At 56.5% G+C, this 15,664-nt stretch carries 9 protein-coding genes; 2 read left to right on the plus strand and 7 right to left on the minus strand.

Translation table 11 applies throughout. From position 1 onward, the window contains the following. Nucleotides 1-40 precede the first annotated feature (40 nt). Nucleotides 41-1,105 carry a dipeptide epimerase gene (locus tag DW091_RS04335; RefSeq protein WP_058693750.1) on the plus strand — a complete coding sequence of 355 codons (1,065 nt, stop codon included), beginning with the start codon at nucleotides 41-43 and terminating at the stop codon, nucleotides 1,103-1,105. Nucleotides 1,106-1,283: 178 nt separating this feature from the next. On the opposite strand, the gene DW091_RS04340 is transcribed toward DW091_RS04335, so the two are convergent. From DW091_RS04340 to DW091_RS04370, 7 genes are all read right to left on the minus strand, one after another. Beyond that, entirely contained in the window at nucleotides 1,284-3,632 is a 2,349-nt protein-coding gene (locus DW091_RS04340) for an FtsX-like permease family protein (protein WP_118517492.1), read from the minus strand. Then, on the minus strand, nucleotides 3,629-4,312 hold the full coding sequence (locus DW091_RS04345) for an ABC transporter ATP-binding protein (RefSeq protein ID WP_118517493.1): 684 nt from the start codon (nucleotides 4,310-4,312) through the stop codon (nucleotides 3,629-3,631). Before DW091_RS04345 ends, DW091_RS04340 begins: the two co-directional genes overlap by 4 nt. Before the next feature lie 69 nt (nucleotides 4,313-4,381). Continuing rightward, nucleotides 4,382-5,632 (minus strand): HAMP domain-containing sensor histidine kinase, encoded by a 1,251-nt coding sequence (locus tag DW091_RS04350; protein WP_118517494.1) that lies wholly within the window; start codon nucleotides 5,630-5,632, stop codon nucleotides 4,382-4,384. Beyond that, a complete protein-coding gene (locus DW091_RS04355) occupies nucleotides 5,632-6,321 on the minus strand; it encodes a response regulator transcription factor (protein WP_118517495.1) in 690 nt (229 codons plus the stop codon). Before DW091_RS04355 ends, DW091_RS04350 begins: the two co-directional genes overlap by 1 nt. 76 nt (nucleotides 6,322-6,397) lie before the next feature. Beyond that, the gene (locus DW091_RS04360; protein ID WP_118517496.1) at nucleotides 6,398-8,290 is read right to left on the minus strand and encodes an ATP-binding protein; all 1,893 of its coding nucleotides are present in this window, start codon (nucleotides 8,288-8,290) and stop codon (nucleotides 6,398-6,400) included. 18 nt (nucleotides 8,291-8,308) lie between these two features. Next, nucleotides 8,309-10,234 carry a hypothetical protein gene (locus DW091_RS04365; RefSeq protein WP_118517497.1) on the minus strand — a complete coding sequence of 642 codons (1,926 nt, stop codon included), beginning with the start codon at nucleotides 10,232-10,234 and terminating at the stop codon, nucleotides 8,309-8,311. Nucleotide 10,235: 1 nt separating this feature from the next. After that, entirely contained in the window at nucleotides 10,236-10,961 is a 726-nt protein-coding gene (locus DW091_RS04370; RefSeq protein WP_058693758.1) for a LytTR family DNA-binding domain-containing protein, read from the minus strand. Nucleotides 10,962-11,188: 227 nt separating this feature from the next. Here DW091_RS04370 and DW091_RS04375 point away from each other — a divergent pair, with 227 nt between their 5' ends. Beyond that, the gene (locus tag DW091_RS04375; RefSeq protein ID WP_118517498.1) at nucleotides 11,189-15,658 is read left to right on the plus strand and encodes a chitobiase/beta-hexosaminidase C-terminal domain-containing protein; all 4,470 of its coding nucleotides are present in this window, start codon (nucleotides 11,189-11,191) and stop codon (nucleotides 15,656-15,658) included. The last annotated feature ends 6 nt before the right edge of the window (nucleotides 15,659-15,664 follow it).

Here is a 15,664-nt window from a genome sequence, read left to right on the forward strand (position 1 = left end):
TACAGGAACTTTAACAGAATAAAGGGAGAAAGTATCTAAAATGAAAATTACGAAAATCAATACGAAACGTGTCAAGATTCCTTTGGTTGAACCTTTCCGCATCTCACTGGGAGTTATCACCCATGCGGAGCAGATTCTGGTTGAGATTGAAACCGATGAAGGCCTTGTCGGAATTGGCGAAGGTTCTGCAGCAGTTCTGATCAGCGGCGAAACCCTGGAAAGCATTGAAGCCGGTATCCATATTATGGAAAAGGATATTATCGGCTGTGACCCGATGGATATTGAAAAAATCTACTGGATTATGGACCGCGCCATTGCGCACTGTCCTTCGGCTAAAACAGCCATTGACATCGCCTGCTATGATTTGATCGGTAAAATCACAAACATGCCTTTATACAAGGTATTAGGCGGAAATTCCAATACTTTTGAAACCGACATGACGGTTGGGATCAACGACCCGGCTTATATGGCTGAAAAAGCAAAAACCCATGTGGCAGAAGGCTTTGACACCATTAAAACAAAGGTCGGCACCACTGTGGAGGAAGACGTGGCGCGCGTTAAAGCCATCCGCGACGCAGTGGGCCCAAATGTTAAAATCCGTCTGGACGCTAACCAGGGCTGGACGCCAAAGGAAGCCATCTCTGTGATCAACAAGCTGGCGGACTATGACATCGAGCTGATCGAGCAGCCTGTTCCTTACCATGATTTTGACGGTCTGGCATTTGTCACCGCCCATTCTCCAATTCCGATTATGAGTGATGAGAGCGTCTTTAATTCAAAGGATGCCATGAGAGCCATCAAAATGCGCGCGGTTGACCTGATCAATATCAAGCTCATGAAGTGCGGCGGTATCCGTGAAGCACTTAAGATTAACGCTATCGCTGAAGCGGCTGGTGTTGAATGCATGCTGGGCTGTATGGCGGAAGAAAGCAACATCGGTGTCACCGCTGCTGCCAGCCTGGGCGCTGCCATGAAAAACATTACGAGAGCAGACCTTGACGCACACCTGACCCTGACCGACGTAGCTGTAAAAGGCGGCGTGATCATGGAAAATGGCAAGACCATGATTATGCCCGAAAAACCAGGTTTGGGACTGGAAAGATAATTGAAAAAGACCGGGAGACCGGTCTTTTTTTAGTTGAAAGTTGATAGTTGAAGGTGGAAGGTGTATGAACCCTTTTGTATGCGCAAAAGCGATTGAGATTGTGGCCGCAGGCCGCTTCTGATCAAATTCGCACGGCGAATTTGCACCAAAACTTTCCACTTTCCACCTTTCACCTGTTTCATTCCGCGTTGACGACATCCACAATGTCCATACGGCGGATTTTTTGGGTTGGCCCGATGATGGACAGGAAGGTGGTAGCTAAGGACAAACCGATGATGATGACCAGGGGCAGCCAGGGCAGGCTCCAGGCATCGCCCCAGCGGATTGTAATCATCCGGTCATACAGAAGGGCATGCAGGGGCAGGCCCAGAACCGTACCGGCCAAACAGCCAACAAGGGCATAGGCGGCGGATTCTGAGGCGACCATCCGCACCAGCTGCCTGCCAGACATCCCCACAGCGCGCATGACGCCGTACTGGTTAATGCGGCTGGAAACACTGATGTTCATGCTGTTGATGATATTGAATACAGTGATCAGAGCAATGATAAACAGAAAGCCGTACACAAAGGTGGACATGGTGTAAAAGGCTGAGCGGGCCTCCTGATTGCTCTGTCTGGAATCCGCTACGGTGATATCATAGCCTGGGGTGCCGCTGTGCGCTTTTTCCGCAGCTGCGGCAAGTGCGCTGACTGTGTCCAGGGTCTCATCGCCGGCAGCTTCATTTACCTGCAGGTCGATCACAGTGTAGCCGTGATTACCCATGATGTGGTTAAAGGTATTTTCTGAGCTGATGAGGATCGCTTCGTTTTCGCCAGCGTTAAAGGGCAGGGAGGAGAGCACGCCGCCGACTGTGACGGCTTTGCTGCCGCCGGGCGTTTGCAGCGTAATGGTGTCACCAGTTTTCCAGCTTTGGCTGTTGTCGTAGCTGACCAGTACAGTATCAGGTGTTTCACGGACACTGTCAAGGCTGCCGTCCACCAGGAGCGCTTCGGACCAGTCAAACTGCTGATTCTCGTAGGAGATAAGGCTGACGGACAGGCCGCCGCTTTCGGGCAGTGGGGCGTATTTACGGCCAAAAACCCGCTCGATTCCCGGAACCTCATTAAGCCTTGCGGCCAGATCATCGGGCAGATAAAGGCCTTCTTCCTCCAGTGCGACTGTGATGTCTGGTGTGTTGGGTTTGAGGGGGCGCATGGCATGGGACATAAAATCAATGAATACCGTGAAGGATAAAAAGAGAATGATGCTGATGGCAAAGGAAGCGGCCATCAAAGCCATATTCTTCCGGTTTCCAAAAGCATGGCTGGTCCCCATGGCGATATCCACAGGCAGGCGGCTGGTTTTTGCCGCCCTGTGCACCCTGGGCAGATTGCTTTCCATATTGCCGGTAACAGCGTTTAAAGGAGAGACCTTTGACGCTTTTTTACAGGGAGACATGGCAGCCAGAAAGACGGTTAGAAGCCCGACGATTACACCAGCGGCCAGGCCGATGGGGCTGATCTGAAACAGGGGCAGGTTGCCGTAAAAGGTTGGGTTGAAATACCCCACTACGGCGCAGGAAATCCAGATGATGACAGTGCCTGCAAGCAGTCCCATTGGGATGCCCCGCAGGCTGAAGCCAAAGCTCTCCCGCCGCACGTACCGGCGAATCTGTTTCTTTGAGGCGCCCAGACAGCGCAGCAGGCCGAAAAACTGGGTCCGCTCCAGAATACTGATGTTAAAGCTGCTGGAAATCATGATGGTACCTGCGACCAGCACTAGCAGAAACAGTACCAGCGCGATGCCGTAAAGGGAGTAGGCGTAAGGGTCGCCGCTGACGCCGTAGAGCCCGAGGAGGCGTTTGTTTTCCTGAATCTGGTCTTGGGATAGGCCGTAGGTGGTCTGGATATCCTCGATACCCGAGCGGATGTCAAGGGGATTTTTGAACTGAAGGTAGTAGACCTTCTGGGAATCCCGGCCATCAAGCCGCTGCTTTATCCCCGCTTCATTGAAGAATGCGGCGTGGCGGTCTTTTGACTTAAGGGAGGAAAAATCATTGAAGGTACCGCAGATGGTAAAGGTGAGCGGAGGGCCGCCCACCGCCTCGGTAGTGACGGTGTCACTGATGCTCAGGCCAAGCGCATCAAGGAGCTGCCGGTCCACAAGGGCTTCGTCCGCGGTCTGGGGAAAGTGGCCCTGGTTTACCGTAAGCCCCATTTCAGCCGACAGGGCCTCACTGCTGCCCTGAAGCATTAACGCTCTACCGTCCAGCTCTGCGCTTGAAGCAGCAATAAGCCAGCCGGAGACCGCTACGTCGGGCCGGATACCAATCATCTGGCCTGTGGCCTCGTCCAGATCCTTGATGGCGATGTGAAAATTGCCGTCCTCCCGGATGGCCCGGTCGACTTCGGCCCGGACAGCCATATCGGCCATGCCGAAGATCGCAGTGACCAGGCAGACCGCAATGGTGATACAGAGCACGGTGATCCGGTTTTTCTTCCGGTGCACCCTCGCATACTGTGAGACAAGGTCGAGGTAGCTTTTCATTGCTGGGCACCTCCCAGATCGGTGAGGAAACCATCAGAAACCTGAAGCACCCGGTCCGCCTGCTGTGCGATAGAGGGGGTGTGGGTGATCATCAGAATGGTCTGCCGGTAATGTCTGGAGGTCGATTTGAGCAGAGAAATCACCTCGCGGCTGTTTTGGCTGTCCAGGTTGCCGGTGGGCTCATCGGCCAGAATGAGCATGGGACGGGTGACCAGAGCCCTGCCGATGGCCACACGCTGCTGCTGCCCGCCGGAGAGCTGCCGCGGCAGATAGCTTCTGCGCTCCCTGAGCCCGAGAACTGCCATAAGCTCCTCCACATAGGCCTGATCTGGCTTTTGATAATCGAGCAGGAGGGGGAAGATGATATTCTGCTCTACGCTCAGCTCAGGAATCAGGTTGTAGGACTGGAAGATAAAACCAATGCTGCGTCTCCGGAAAATGGTAAGCTGCTCCTCTTTCATGGAGAAGATATCCTTGCCGTCGATAAAAACCTGCCCCTTCGTCGGTGTATCCAAAGCGCCGAGGGTGTTGAACAATGTGGTTTTACCAGAGCCGGATTCGCCTACGACTGCCACAAATTCGCCCTTTGTGATGTTAAAGGAAACGTTCTTCAGGGCTTCTACCCTGGCGTCGCCGTCCCCATAGATTTTTGTCAGTTTTTTTACTGTGAGTAAGTTCATGTTGTTTACCGCCTTTCTTGATCTGCTAACAGGATAACATGGTGAGCTTACGGACAGATGTCCTAAAGCTTACAATTTTGTCATCTTTAAAAAGGTCATGGTAAACAGGGCCCCCTGTCCCGGGCTGCTCTCCACCGAGAGCGTGCCCTTATGAGCTTCGGTGATGGCCAGGGCAAGGGGGAGCCCCAGCCCGGCGCCCTGGGTATCCTTTGAGAAGCGGCTGCGGTAAAAGCGTTTGAAAATATGGTGGATATCCTCAGGGTGGACGCCGCCGCCGTTGTCCTTGACTGCAATTCGGGTGACTGCCGCGCTTTCATCCCAGCTCACTGAGACCCAGCCGCCGGCGCTGGTATGGTCAAGGGCGTTTTTTATCAGATTGCTGACCGCCTCGGTGAGCCAGTCAGGGTCGTAAAAAAGCCGGGCGGACGGGCTTCCCGAAAAGCTCAGGGTTTTCTGCTCGAGTCTGGCCCGCGTTTCAAAGCTGCGGGACAGCTCGTCCATCATGGCCTGAATGGGCCTGAGAGCAGGCTTAAGGGTGATGGCGCCCGCGTCCAGGCGGGTGATCTTCAGCAGGTTCTGAATCAGAGTTTCCATGCGGCTGAGCGAGGCGTTTACCTTCGCGGTGAAGCGGGAAAGCACCTCGGGGTCGGCGCCGTCCTCCTGAAGAATCTCGTTATACATTCTCAGGGCGGCCAGCGGCGTTTTCAGCTGGTGAGAGATATCGGAGAGGGTATCCTTGAGAAAAGCTTTTGCTTTTTTTTCTGTATCCAGATGGGCGGTGAGGGAGGTGGCCAGGCTGTTGATGTCCGCAAAAAGCTTGTACAGGCTGCCATCCGCGTCGCTTTCCAGCCGCGCTTCGGTGCTGCCTGCCATAAAGCTTTTGAGCTGGCATTCGGCCTGAGTGATAGTCCGCTGCTGGGAGCGGAAATACAGCAGACAGAGTGCAGCGACAGAGAGTGCGAAGACAAGGCCGAAGGCAAGCAGAGAGAGCGCGGCGCTGTGCCGGAAAGCGGATAAAAAAGGCAGGTAAGCGGCAGGGGTATCTGTCGTGTAGCCAGCCTCTCTGAGCAAGGCTGCCCCGGCCTCTCCCTGCCCGGCGCCGGGGTCCCTGGTAAAGACTGCTGCGACCTCGGCGGCAGGCACTCCTTTATCAAGCAGCGCGCCGGCCAGCTCGGAGTCTCGGGTGTAGAGTGCGTTCCGGGTGCTGGCGCCGAGGGAAGCTGCGACCAGCTGACCGGCGACCAGGAGAACCAGGGCCGTTATCCCCAAGGTGATAAAAAAACGCCGGATATCTCTGTTATTGAAAATCGTGTTCATCATCAGGCACCAAGGATTTCAGACTGCCATTTGTAGCCCATGCCCCGCACAGTGAGCAGCCGGGCAGGATGGTTAGGATCATCCTCGATTTTGCTGCGCAGGCGTCTTATATAGACAGAGAGGGTGTTGTCGTCCACAAAATCGCCAGGACTGTCCCAGAGGCGTTCCAGAATGGAATTCCGGCTCAGCACAATGCCGGGATTCTGTAAAAACAGGATCAGCAGGCGCTGCTCTACGGTGGTGAGCTCCAGAGACTGACCGTTTTTAGTGGCGCTGCCCCTCAGCAGATCCACAGCGATACCGTGGCTTTCCAGGACGGGAGACCTGAGCTTTCGTGCCCGGCGCAGCAGGGCCTTTATTCTGGACACCAGCTCGCCCAGATTAAAGGGCTTGGTGATGTAATCATCCCCGCCAATGTCCAGCCCCATGACGATGTTGACCTCCTCGTCGGAGGCGGTCAGGAAAATGATTGGCACCTCGGAGTGCCTGCGGACGCTGCGGCAGATATCAAAGCCGGTGCCGTCGGGCAGGGTGAGGTCCAGCAGAAGCAGATCAAAGGTCTCCGCAGAGAATTGGGCCAGGGCATCCTGCACGGTCCGGGCAATGTGGACATCGAATCCATTTTTGATCAGTGTATATTCCAGCCCGTCAATCAGGCTTGTGTCGTCCTCAACTAAAAGGATACGGTTCATAAAAAATACCTCCCATGTTCTGTCATCATTTTTTATTATAACACGGGAGGTCAACTGCTTTATGAAATTGTGCGGACTAGCCAATGGCGTTGTCGGCGTGAAGAATCACCGACAGGGTAAAGACGCTGTCCTGAACCTGGCAGTGGGCAGAGCCCTGGTATTTTGCTGCGATGGCACTTATGCTGGATAACCCGATGCCGGAATGGTCCCCGTCCTTGGTGGAGCGGCCGGGCGATGGCGCTGTATCCGGCAGGCAGCGGTTGGACAGGCGAAGCACCAGAAAGCGGGTGTTCTGGATGGAGATATTCAGTGTGAGAAAGGGCTCTTTCACCAGTAAGCTGGCTTCAAGGGCGTTTTCGAGGGCGTTTCCCAGCAGCACACAGAGGTCGGTGTCGCCAAAGGGCAGCTGCTCGGGCAGGCTGGCCCGGCAGTGGGTATGGATGCCCTGTGCCTTAGCCTGCTCCAGGTAATAGCCGATGATCAGATTTGCGCTCTGGTGTGCGCAGTAGCGCCCGCCCGGGCCGTCTGGAATCTCGCCGGCATAGGCCTCCAGATAGTTGCTGAGCTGTGCATAATCGCCCTGCTCCAGGCTGCGCTGCATAAGACGGTAATGCTGACGCAGATCGTGGCGGAGCCTGGAGGTTGCCGCGATGTGCTCCCGCAGCCCGGCATAGCGGTCCTCCTCGAGGCGGAGCTTCAGCTTTGTGTAGCGGCTTTCCTCCTCCAGCTGGTAAAGCCTGCGGTGGGCGTCGATACTGCGGTTCAGCAGCACTCCCGACAGGATGAGAAGAAAGAGGAATACGGCGGTTTCCACCATCCACCCGCCCACAATGGGCTCGTACAGGGGAAAGAGGCGGTCACAGACAAGGCTGGCTCCAAAGACAGCCACGCCGCAGCCCAGGGCGATGTCCACGCCGCGCATTTCGCGAAAGCGCATTATGAGAAGGACAGCCAGGTATAAAACGGTGCCCCATTTGTAGACGTCGATGAGAAGGCTGAAAACCGCCATGCTTTTCAGGGGAAAACGGTTGAGCCAGAGAGGATAGACGAGGACAGCGGCGCAGACAAGGCCCGCCAATGCCAGAGCAGGAGTCTGGACTCTGGAGGACAGGCCGGACAGCCGGCCGCATACTAGCATAATGAGCAGAAACTGGAGGTAATAGCAGAGGTGCTCCAGGCTGTACCAGTAATCGCCGCCGAGGGACAGCATGTGAACCACCGGGTAGCTCGATGCCCCGATATAGGCAAGACAGAGCAGGGCAAAGGGCAGCGATCCGGCCAGCCCCCGGGTTTTAAGGCCGAGGACCAGGAGAAAAACGCCGGCCAGCAGGGCGAGACAGCAGGTGAAAGCCGTGTAGGTAATACGCGCAGTCCACAACAGGTTCAGGGTATGCTCGGTGCCAAGGGCAGGCGGGTAGGTAAGCCCGCTGTAAAAATGGCGGTCATCCGATACAGCGAGCAGCAATTCGACCTGTCGGGTGTCCTCTGGCAGGCGGATTTTTTGAACCGAGGTACGGCGGCCGTCTCCGGCGGCGGCCAGCTGGCGGTTGATATAGAGCTGATAGGAGCCATAGATTTCGGGCAGCTCAAGGAACAGTCCTTTGTCTGCCGCCTCGGTATCGAGCACAAGGGTCTGGCGGTAGGTGGCGGACCCGTGGGGACTGCCGTGGCCGAGATCGAAGCCCTGGACCTGTCCGATGGTGATGCGGGCATTGGGAATGGGCTGTGCGTTGGCAAAGCTGTCCGGAGTCAGAAGCTGGTATTGGTAGAATTCCCAGCCTTTGGCCAGAAAGACAGGGCGGCGGCCCGAAAGGTCCGCTGCGCTGATGCGCACAATGCTTCCGTTTTCCTCGGGCGCAGACGCAGTGTATTTATTGTTAAAGCGATAGCTGGCAGTAAAAAGCAGAAAGGCAAGCAGCAGGGCTGCCGCCAGGAAAAGCCAGTTTCGGGGTGAATCAGATGTTTTCACATAATCCTCCGGAGGAACTCAGACGGTTCTTTTTTTCAGGCGCGCGATGATAAGGGCGGCGGTGCAGATGGCAGTCAGGACAGCCAGCCCGATCCATATCGGCCCGGGCGCGGGTGCCTGCAGTGCGGCGGCTGGCGCGGCCGGCACGCTCCAGTCTGAGGACAGGGTGTAAACGCCGGGGACGCTCACCCTCAGCTCCAGCTGTCCGGTTTCGCTGTTGTAGGCGGCGATGTCCGCGGCGGCGCCGTCCTCGGTTTTAAAGCTGAGCTGGTCAGGCGTCTCGTTCTCACGCAGCGCGATGTTAATTCTTACAAGCAGCGGGGTGTCAGAAAAGGTCACAGCCTCGCCGCTTTTTTTGATAAAGGCGACGCGGTAGCGGCTGCCGCCCAGGGCGGTCAGCTGGACCGTGAGCGTATCGTCCGCGCCGGGCATCAGAGCTGCGAGGGCCTGTGAGTCCACAGAGGCCTGGATGCCTTCCCCGAAAAAGGTGGTATAGCCGGGATTGGCTTCTACCATGTCCATGACTTCGCTGCTGCTGTAGGTTTCTCCGTCAGCGGCGGCAGTATCAATAGGTGTGTCAGGCGAGACAGGTATGACATCGCTGTGGCTGTCGTCCCGGTCGGAGAAATCCCGGTCGCCGTCAAAACTAAAGATGTCCAGACTGCCGTCATCGGAGAGGGTGATCTCCAGTATATTAGAGGTTCCGGAGATTTCTGGGCTTTCTACCTCCATTTTTAAGAGGTAGGTTTTGCCTGGTTCAAAATAGTTTTTAAACTGGATGGACAGGTGGTTATAGCTCATGTAGCGGTCTCCCTTGCCGCTGTCGGAGGGGACGCTGTGCCAGCTTTTGCCGTTGTCCTCGCTGAGATACAGGATTTCATGATGATCCTTGGAGTTAAAGGTCTTAAAATAAGGGATCGCGCAGACGCCGTCGGCGTTGAGCTGGTAAATGGGCTTCAGGTAGGGTCTGGACGGGTCCACCATCTGTACGGACAGAGTGGGCTTAAAATCGCCGAGCAGAGCGGTGAAATCCTCTGGAAGCTCCAGAACGCCGGTGACCGTGTAGCTGCCCGGAACAGCGGGCGGGGTGGTCTCAGGCGTCCAGTCCAGTGAAAGACTGCGCGCAGGGGTGCTTTCGGTCTTGTCAAAGGTTATTTCGACGCGGCCGGGCAGGGGTTCGGTATCCTGGATGCTTTTATAGAAAAAGGAGTCACTGTTGGCAACCCACAGCCCGATTTTGTGACGGCTGGCCGGGATGAGCACAGCGTCCTCTGGCTCTGGGCTGCAGGCCGCAGTATCTACCACTGAGCCGGCCCCGGAGCGCAGAGACACGGCGTCCGGCCCTGTGGCCTTGAGAATCGAGAAAAACACGTCGGCTGTGCCCTCGCCGGCATCGAGACAGGCGGCGCCTTCGCCGCTGGCGTAGAGACGGATACAGGAGAGGGAGAGATCGCCCCCGGCCAGCCGAACAGCGGTGGCCTGGCGGCCCGTGACGCAAATATCCGCAAAACAGGTGGACAACCCCTGGCTCCAGCGGGTCTGGACCGCAGTGACGTTGTCGCCCTCTGCCACAACCCTGGCGCCATCATCCAGAGAGAGCTGGGCGTTCTGTTCGCCGTCGAAGAGGACGCCGCCGGGCAGCGGGGAGCCCTTGATGGTCACCGGGCCGGAAAAACCGAGATAAGACCGATAGTTGAGATGAAAGCTGTAGCTGCCGGCGTCGATGATCACCGGGGCCTTGGTCAGGAATTTGAAATACCCCTCCCACTCGATGTCTGCGTCCAGGGCCACCTGGCCGCCGCTTTCCTTATGGCTGTCCAGCCACTGGCTCAGCGCTTCGGCGCTGTCCACGCGGTCGGGGACGGTGGTTTCGGCATGGGCCCTGACGCTGGGCAGGCTCAGAAACATCAGAAGGGCCAGAATAAAAAACAGTTTTGAGCGCATGTCATTCCTCCTTTGCTTTTTCGAGTAAAAACTGGTTAAAGCTGGCCTGTACCTGCTTTTTGCGGCGGCGGCTGATATAAAGGGTATGGTTATTGGACAGCAATACGGTATCGCCGTCGATGGCCAGAATGGAGTTCATGTTCACCAGATGTGAGCGGGAGACACGGACAAAGGTGCTCTGAGGCAGCTGGCTCTCCAGTGCGCGCAGGGAGAGATAGGTCTGAATCACACGCCCACCAATGTGGATAAGGAGGTAATTTCCGGAGATTTCGGCGTAGTCAATGATGGAGACAGGCACCTCCTGGGAGGACTGGGCACTGCTGATGGGAATCAGAAGCTCATCCTCTGTGTTGTTTATAGGCGGGAATCGGTCAAGGGCATCGGACAGGCACTGTGGGTCCAGGGGCTTTAAAAGGTAATCCACAGCCCGGACCCGGTAGCCATCAAGGGCGTAGTCGGGTGTGACGGTGGTAAAAATAATGCCGCAGTCCGGATCGAGACCGCGGATTTTCCGTGCTGCCTCCATACCCGTCATTCCCGGGAGAATGAGATCCAGAAAGATCAGGGAATAGCGCTGTGGAGAGAAAGTTTTGAGCAGGGCTTCACCGTCCGCGAAAGTGACGATGCGGCAGGTAACGCCCCGGCGCTGCATTTCATTTTCAACCAAAGACCTGATGGCGTCGCGGTCATCTTTCAGGTCTTCACAGATCGCAATTTCAATCATCATACGAATACGCTCCATTCATTTGTTTACTTCATTATTAAATTATATCATATTTTGCTGTTTTTTCATTTTTTTAAGGCAAAATATCATGACCGTTCACATAAAAAAACAACCGTTTATCCAGTAAAATTTGAAATTTTATGCAAACGGTCGTTTTTTTATGTGAACGGTCTCCATGAAAAATGTCCGAGATGTTATAATAAAATAAAAGTAAAAATTGGAGGAGAGCAATGAAGTACAAAAAATATCGGCAACGAGTACTCGTAACACTGCTTTTGGCCCTTCTGCTGGGGACGCCGGTTCTGGCGCAGCAGTCCGCGGCCGTGGATTTAGAGGGGCCGGATTACACCGGAAACGTCATGATGTCCGAAAACCTGAAGCTGGATATCGAATCGGACGATGACCTGCCTATAACTCAGGCAACCGGGATTCCCGCCACGCCGGCGGGCAGCCCAGGGCTGGATATAAACGCCGGAGGAACGGCAGAGGGCGAAGCTGCCGCGGGCGGACGATGCCTGACCCCATACCTGAATCAGGAAAACCTGCCGGCACTGGATCAGACCCCCAGGCTGAGAAACGCTCCGGCAACAGCGTACAAGGTGGGCGACACCAAGACATTTTATTCGGATTATTATAACGGAGAACCCGGCAATTTTACCGCGGAGGTGGCCGCTGTGGGCGATACCTGCACCATCTGGCGGGATACAGCCAACCGGGATCAGCTGACAGACGCCCAGGCTCAGGTCTTTGCTGAAACCATTGACCATCAGATTCACGACCAGCTGCAAAACGCTTTTGGCAGCTGGGACAGCGTGGACGTGGACGGCGACGGCAAAACCGCTTTTGTCTTTTATCCCATGAGCTATGCCGGCTTTTTTTACGCCGCTGATCTTTTGCCTGCGGGAACAGAGTACGCCACTGGCAATGCCATGGATATGTTAAACATGTCCAGCAGTTCGTCCGCCAGCACAGAGGTCATGATGTCCACCCTGGCCCATGAGCTCCAGCACCTCATCAACTACGCCCAGACAGGCGGCAATTCGGACAGCTGGCTCAATGAGACCTTTTCCCAGAGCGCCATCGCCATCGCGGGGCTGGCCAACGCCACCACCGTCTATGAGGTGCCAACACTGATAAGGTGGGCCAATACCAATGGCAGCACCTATCCCTTTATTTTCAAGAACTGGTATGTACCCTCAGGCAGTAACAGCAGTGTGCCCTATGGCAGCTGGTACCTCTTTGGGCGCTATCTGGCCCACCAGACCAGGGGTTATGAAGGCGGCGGCGACGCCATCTACAAGACCATTTTAAGTGCGAACAGCCAGGAGGATGGATACAAGAGCAGCACCATAGGCGACCTCGAAAAGGCCCTGCGGGATATGGGCTACATGGGCGAGGGCAAAACCGTTGCGGATATGAACGCCCTCATCACCAACTATAACCTGGCCCTGTACCTGAGAGAGGCCTCGGGCGTTTACAGCCTGAACGGCGGCGCAGACAGCGATGTGAATAACGTGGACGGCGTGGAGGTCGGCCGTATTTTTGCCATCCGCAGCGCCCTCAAGGCACTGCCCGGCGGAGGGGCGGCCAGCTTCAGCATGAGCCCCGCTGACGCTACCACGCCCACAGCCTATGGCGATAATGTGCGCTTTGCAGGCATCACCACCGAGGTGCTGTCCGGCGTCACAGCCACACCGGGCGAGGAGAAATACACCATTTACGGCACAGACGTCACTCTGAGCACAAATGATGAGAACGCCAGGATTTATTACACCACCGACGGCAGCGATCCGCTGACAAAGGGCCGGGAATACACAGCGCCCATTGTCCTGAACCAGAGCGCTGATATCAGGGCCTGCACTGTGAACGCAGACGGCAGCAATTATTCGCCCACATCCAGCTGGAGCTACACCGTGGTACCGGCGCCGGTTAAGGCAAACGTGGTGTCGGGATGGGTGCAGAAGGGAACCGAGATAGCTCTGAGCTGCGACACCCAGGACGCCCAGATCCGCTACACCACTGACGGCACCGACCCATCGGCGGACAACGGCAGCGTTTACAGCGCGCCCATCAAAATCGAAGAGACGACCACCCTCAAGGTCATGAGCCTGCTGCCAGATGCCGAGGGCGTGCAGCCGGGCAATGTGTATACTTATACCTATGAGACCGGTGAGGGTGAGGGCGACCGCTACGAGCCCAATGACAGCGTGACCGCGGCCACGGCCGTCAGCTTTCCCGGAAGGCTTGAGGCCACCCTGCACAACAGCGGCGACGTGGACGTTTACGCCTTCGAGCTTGGAAACAGCGCCAATCTCAACCTAACCCTGACCCCGCCGGATGGCACCTCCTACAGCCTGACCCTCTGCGACGGCACAGGCAATACCCTGGCCCAGTCCGCCATCAAGGGAAAGAGCCAGAGCATCCGCTATGCTGCGGCCCCGGGCAGATACCTGCTAAAGGTGGCCAGTCTGGAGGACAGCTTCTCCCAGACCCAGCCCTACACCCTGAGCCTGACCAAAGAGCTGGATAAGGACGCGGTGAGCAGCCTGGATCTCTCCGAGATGAACATGCTCACAGCCATGTCTGACAAGAGCAGTACAGGCAGTGGCTATGCCTGGGATCTGGGCCCAGACGGCGGCGGTCATTTCCTGATGTCCATGGCCTACCTGTCGCACTGGAGCGGCCCAGTCACCGAGGCAGCCCATCCCTACAGCGATCAGGGTCCTTACAATTATAAGGATAAATCTGACGAGGCACAGTACCATGTCCAAAACGCCCTGTACCTGCCCAACAGCGACCGGGCGAACGCGGTGGATAACCTTAAAAACGCCGTGTACAGCTATGGCGCGGCTGATATTTATATCCAGTCAGCCAGTGCCTACTGGACTCCAAACAGCCAGAACCTGTATGTGGACAGCAGCTACGCCTATCCCATAGAAAAAGCAGACGGCGGCCACATCGTGACCGTGGCGGGCTGGGACGACGACTACAGCCGCAAAAATTTTACAGGCAACCCGGCAGCAGCTGAGACTGCTGGCTACACCAATGTTACAATCCCCATGCCGGAGCATGACGGAGCCTTTATTGTCAAAAACTCCTGGGGCGATCAAGCGGGAGACGAGGGATATTTTTACCTGTCCTACGAGGACGCCTACTGCATGATGAACAACCCTACGGTCTTTATGGCCGATGAACTGCCTGACAATTACAACCGCCAGTATATGAACGACCCCTGGGGTACTGTCAGCTTTATTAACAGCAGCGCCGCTTTCACGACCACTGAGGTCTTTAAAAGCGCGGGCAGCGGCGACGAGTTGCTGAAAGCCGTATCCTTTGTTACTGGCGACGCCAACACCCGGTACGAGATCAGCGTTACCCAGAACGGCGTTACACAGAAGGTGGCTGAGGGCGTTAAAAAATACGCTGGTTTTTACACAGAGGCCTTAAATCAGGCCATTCGTATCCCGCAGGGCGGGAGCTTCGCAGTTAACGTGCGGCTGGAGGCCCAGGAGCCCGGTGGCAACGCATCCATGGGTATAGCCTCCAATGTTCAAAACGCCACCAGCGGCATCGAGCCCGCGGAGGGAGTTTCTTTCATCAGCCAGAACGGCCAGAACGTGGACTATGGCGCCCAGGGCGTGTTCTTTAACATCCGGGCCTACACCTGCGATGTGAACAGCAGCAGCTACAAAGAGAGCGTGTCCACAGCCACAGCCGCAAAGGGCGTCCTGCCCGAAGACACCGAAATGGTGGACAGCCTGCCAGAGGTGCGCATCAACGACATCAGCCTTGGCGGCCAGGATACCGCCTCGGTGAACGGGGCGCTGACCGCATCACTGGACGGAGCCAACGGCGCCCAGACGCCAGTGCAGAGCCTGCCTGCCAAATTTGACCTGAGAGAAACCGGTACCCTGACCCCGGTCCGCAACCAGGGAAATCTTGGCTCCTGCTGGACCTTCGCGGCCATAGCCTGTGTAGAAAACAACATTGCCCGCAATGGCGGCTTTGCTGTGGACCACCCCACAGGTCTGAGCCTGAGCGACAGCGAAAAGGCCTTGCTGCTCACAGCCGACGCGCCCGAGCAGTCCCTGAGCCTTAAGGCCAGCCTTTTAGGCTCAGAAAGCCCGGCCAGCGCCCGGATTAATTGGAGCGTCAGCGGCGATGTGGACAGCGTGCGCTTGGACAACACTGTGAGCATGAACGGCGAGACCGTGCCCGTGCTCACTGCCCTCAAGCCTGGCGTGGTCACCGTGACCGCGGCCAGCGACGCGGACATGACCGTCACCGCCAGCTGCGTGGTGACCATCACCAGCCAGGGCGTGGAAAGCATGACCCTGAGCCCGGATAAAATGACCCTGACCAAAGGCGAAACTGGCCAGCTGAGTGCAGAGACAAGCCCAGCCGACGCTGTGGACAAGACCATTTTATGGCAGAGCGACCACCCCGAGATCGCCAGCGTGGATGAAAACGGCCTGGTAACTGCCATCTCCGGCGGCAAAGCTGTCATCACCGCCAAGGCCGGAACCGCCGTGGCTACAGCCGAGGTAACCGTCAAAGGTGCCCCGGCCGTGAACCCGGGCAGCGACAGCCCCAAAACCGGCGTGATGGCAGACAGCCCCCTCTCTGCCGCTGTCTGCGCAGGCCTGCTGGCTCTGTGCCTGGCCGGAAGTGTTTTGGCCGGAAGACGGAAAGAGGGATAATCAATT

The organism is Eubacterium sp. AM05-23 (assembly GCF_003477535.1).
In the GTDB taxonomy this organism is placed as follows: Bacteria; Bacillota; Clostridia; order Eubacteriales; family Eubacteriaceae; genus Eubacterium; species Eubacterium maltosivorans.

What these genes read in the sequence shown, in the direction of transcription:
- DW091_RS04345 (WP_118517493.1), bottom strand. Translation starts at nt 4,312, where the DNA reads ATGAACTTACTCACAGTAAAAAAACTGACAAAAATCTATGGGGACGGC.
- DW091_RS04350 (WP_118517494.1), bottom strand. Translation starts at nt 5,632, where the DNA reads ATGATGAACACGATTTTCAATAACAGAGATATCCGGCGTTTTTTTATC.
- DW091_RS04375 (WP_118517498.1), top strand. Translation starts at nt 11,189, where the DNA reads ATGAAGTACAAAAAATATCGGCAACGAGTACTCGTAACACTGCTTTTG.
- DW091_RS04335 (WP_058693750.1), top strand. Translation starts at nt 41, where the DNA reads ATGAAAATTACGAAAATCAATACGAAACGTGTCAAGATTCCTTTGGTT.
- DW091_RS04340 (WP_118517492.1), bottom strand. Translation starts at nt 3,632, where the DNA reads ATGAAAAGCTACCTCGACCTTGTCTCACAGTATGCGAGGGTGCACCGG.
- DW091_RS04365 (WP_118517497.1), bottom strand. Translation starts at nt 10,234, where the DNA reads ATGCGCTCAAAACTGTTTTTTATTCTGGCCCTTCTGATGTTTCTGAGC.
- DW091_RS04370 (WP_058693758.1), bottom strand. Translation starts at nt 10,961, where the DNA reads ATGATGATTGAAATTGCGATCTGTGAAGACCTGAAAGATGACCGCGAC.
- DW091_RS04355 (WP_118517495.1), bottom strand. Translation starts at nt 6,321, where the DNA reads ATGAACCGTATCCTTTTAGTTGAGGACGACACAAGCCTGATTGACGGG.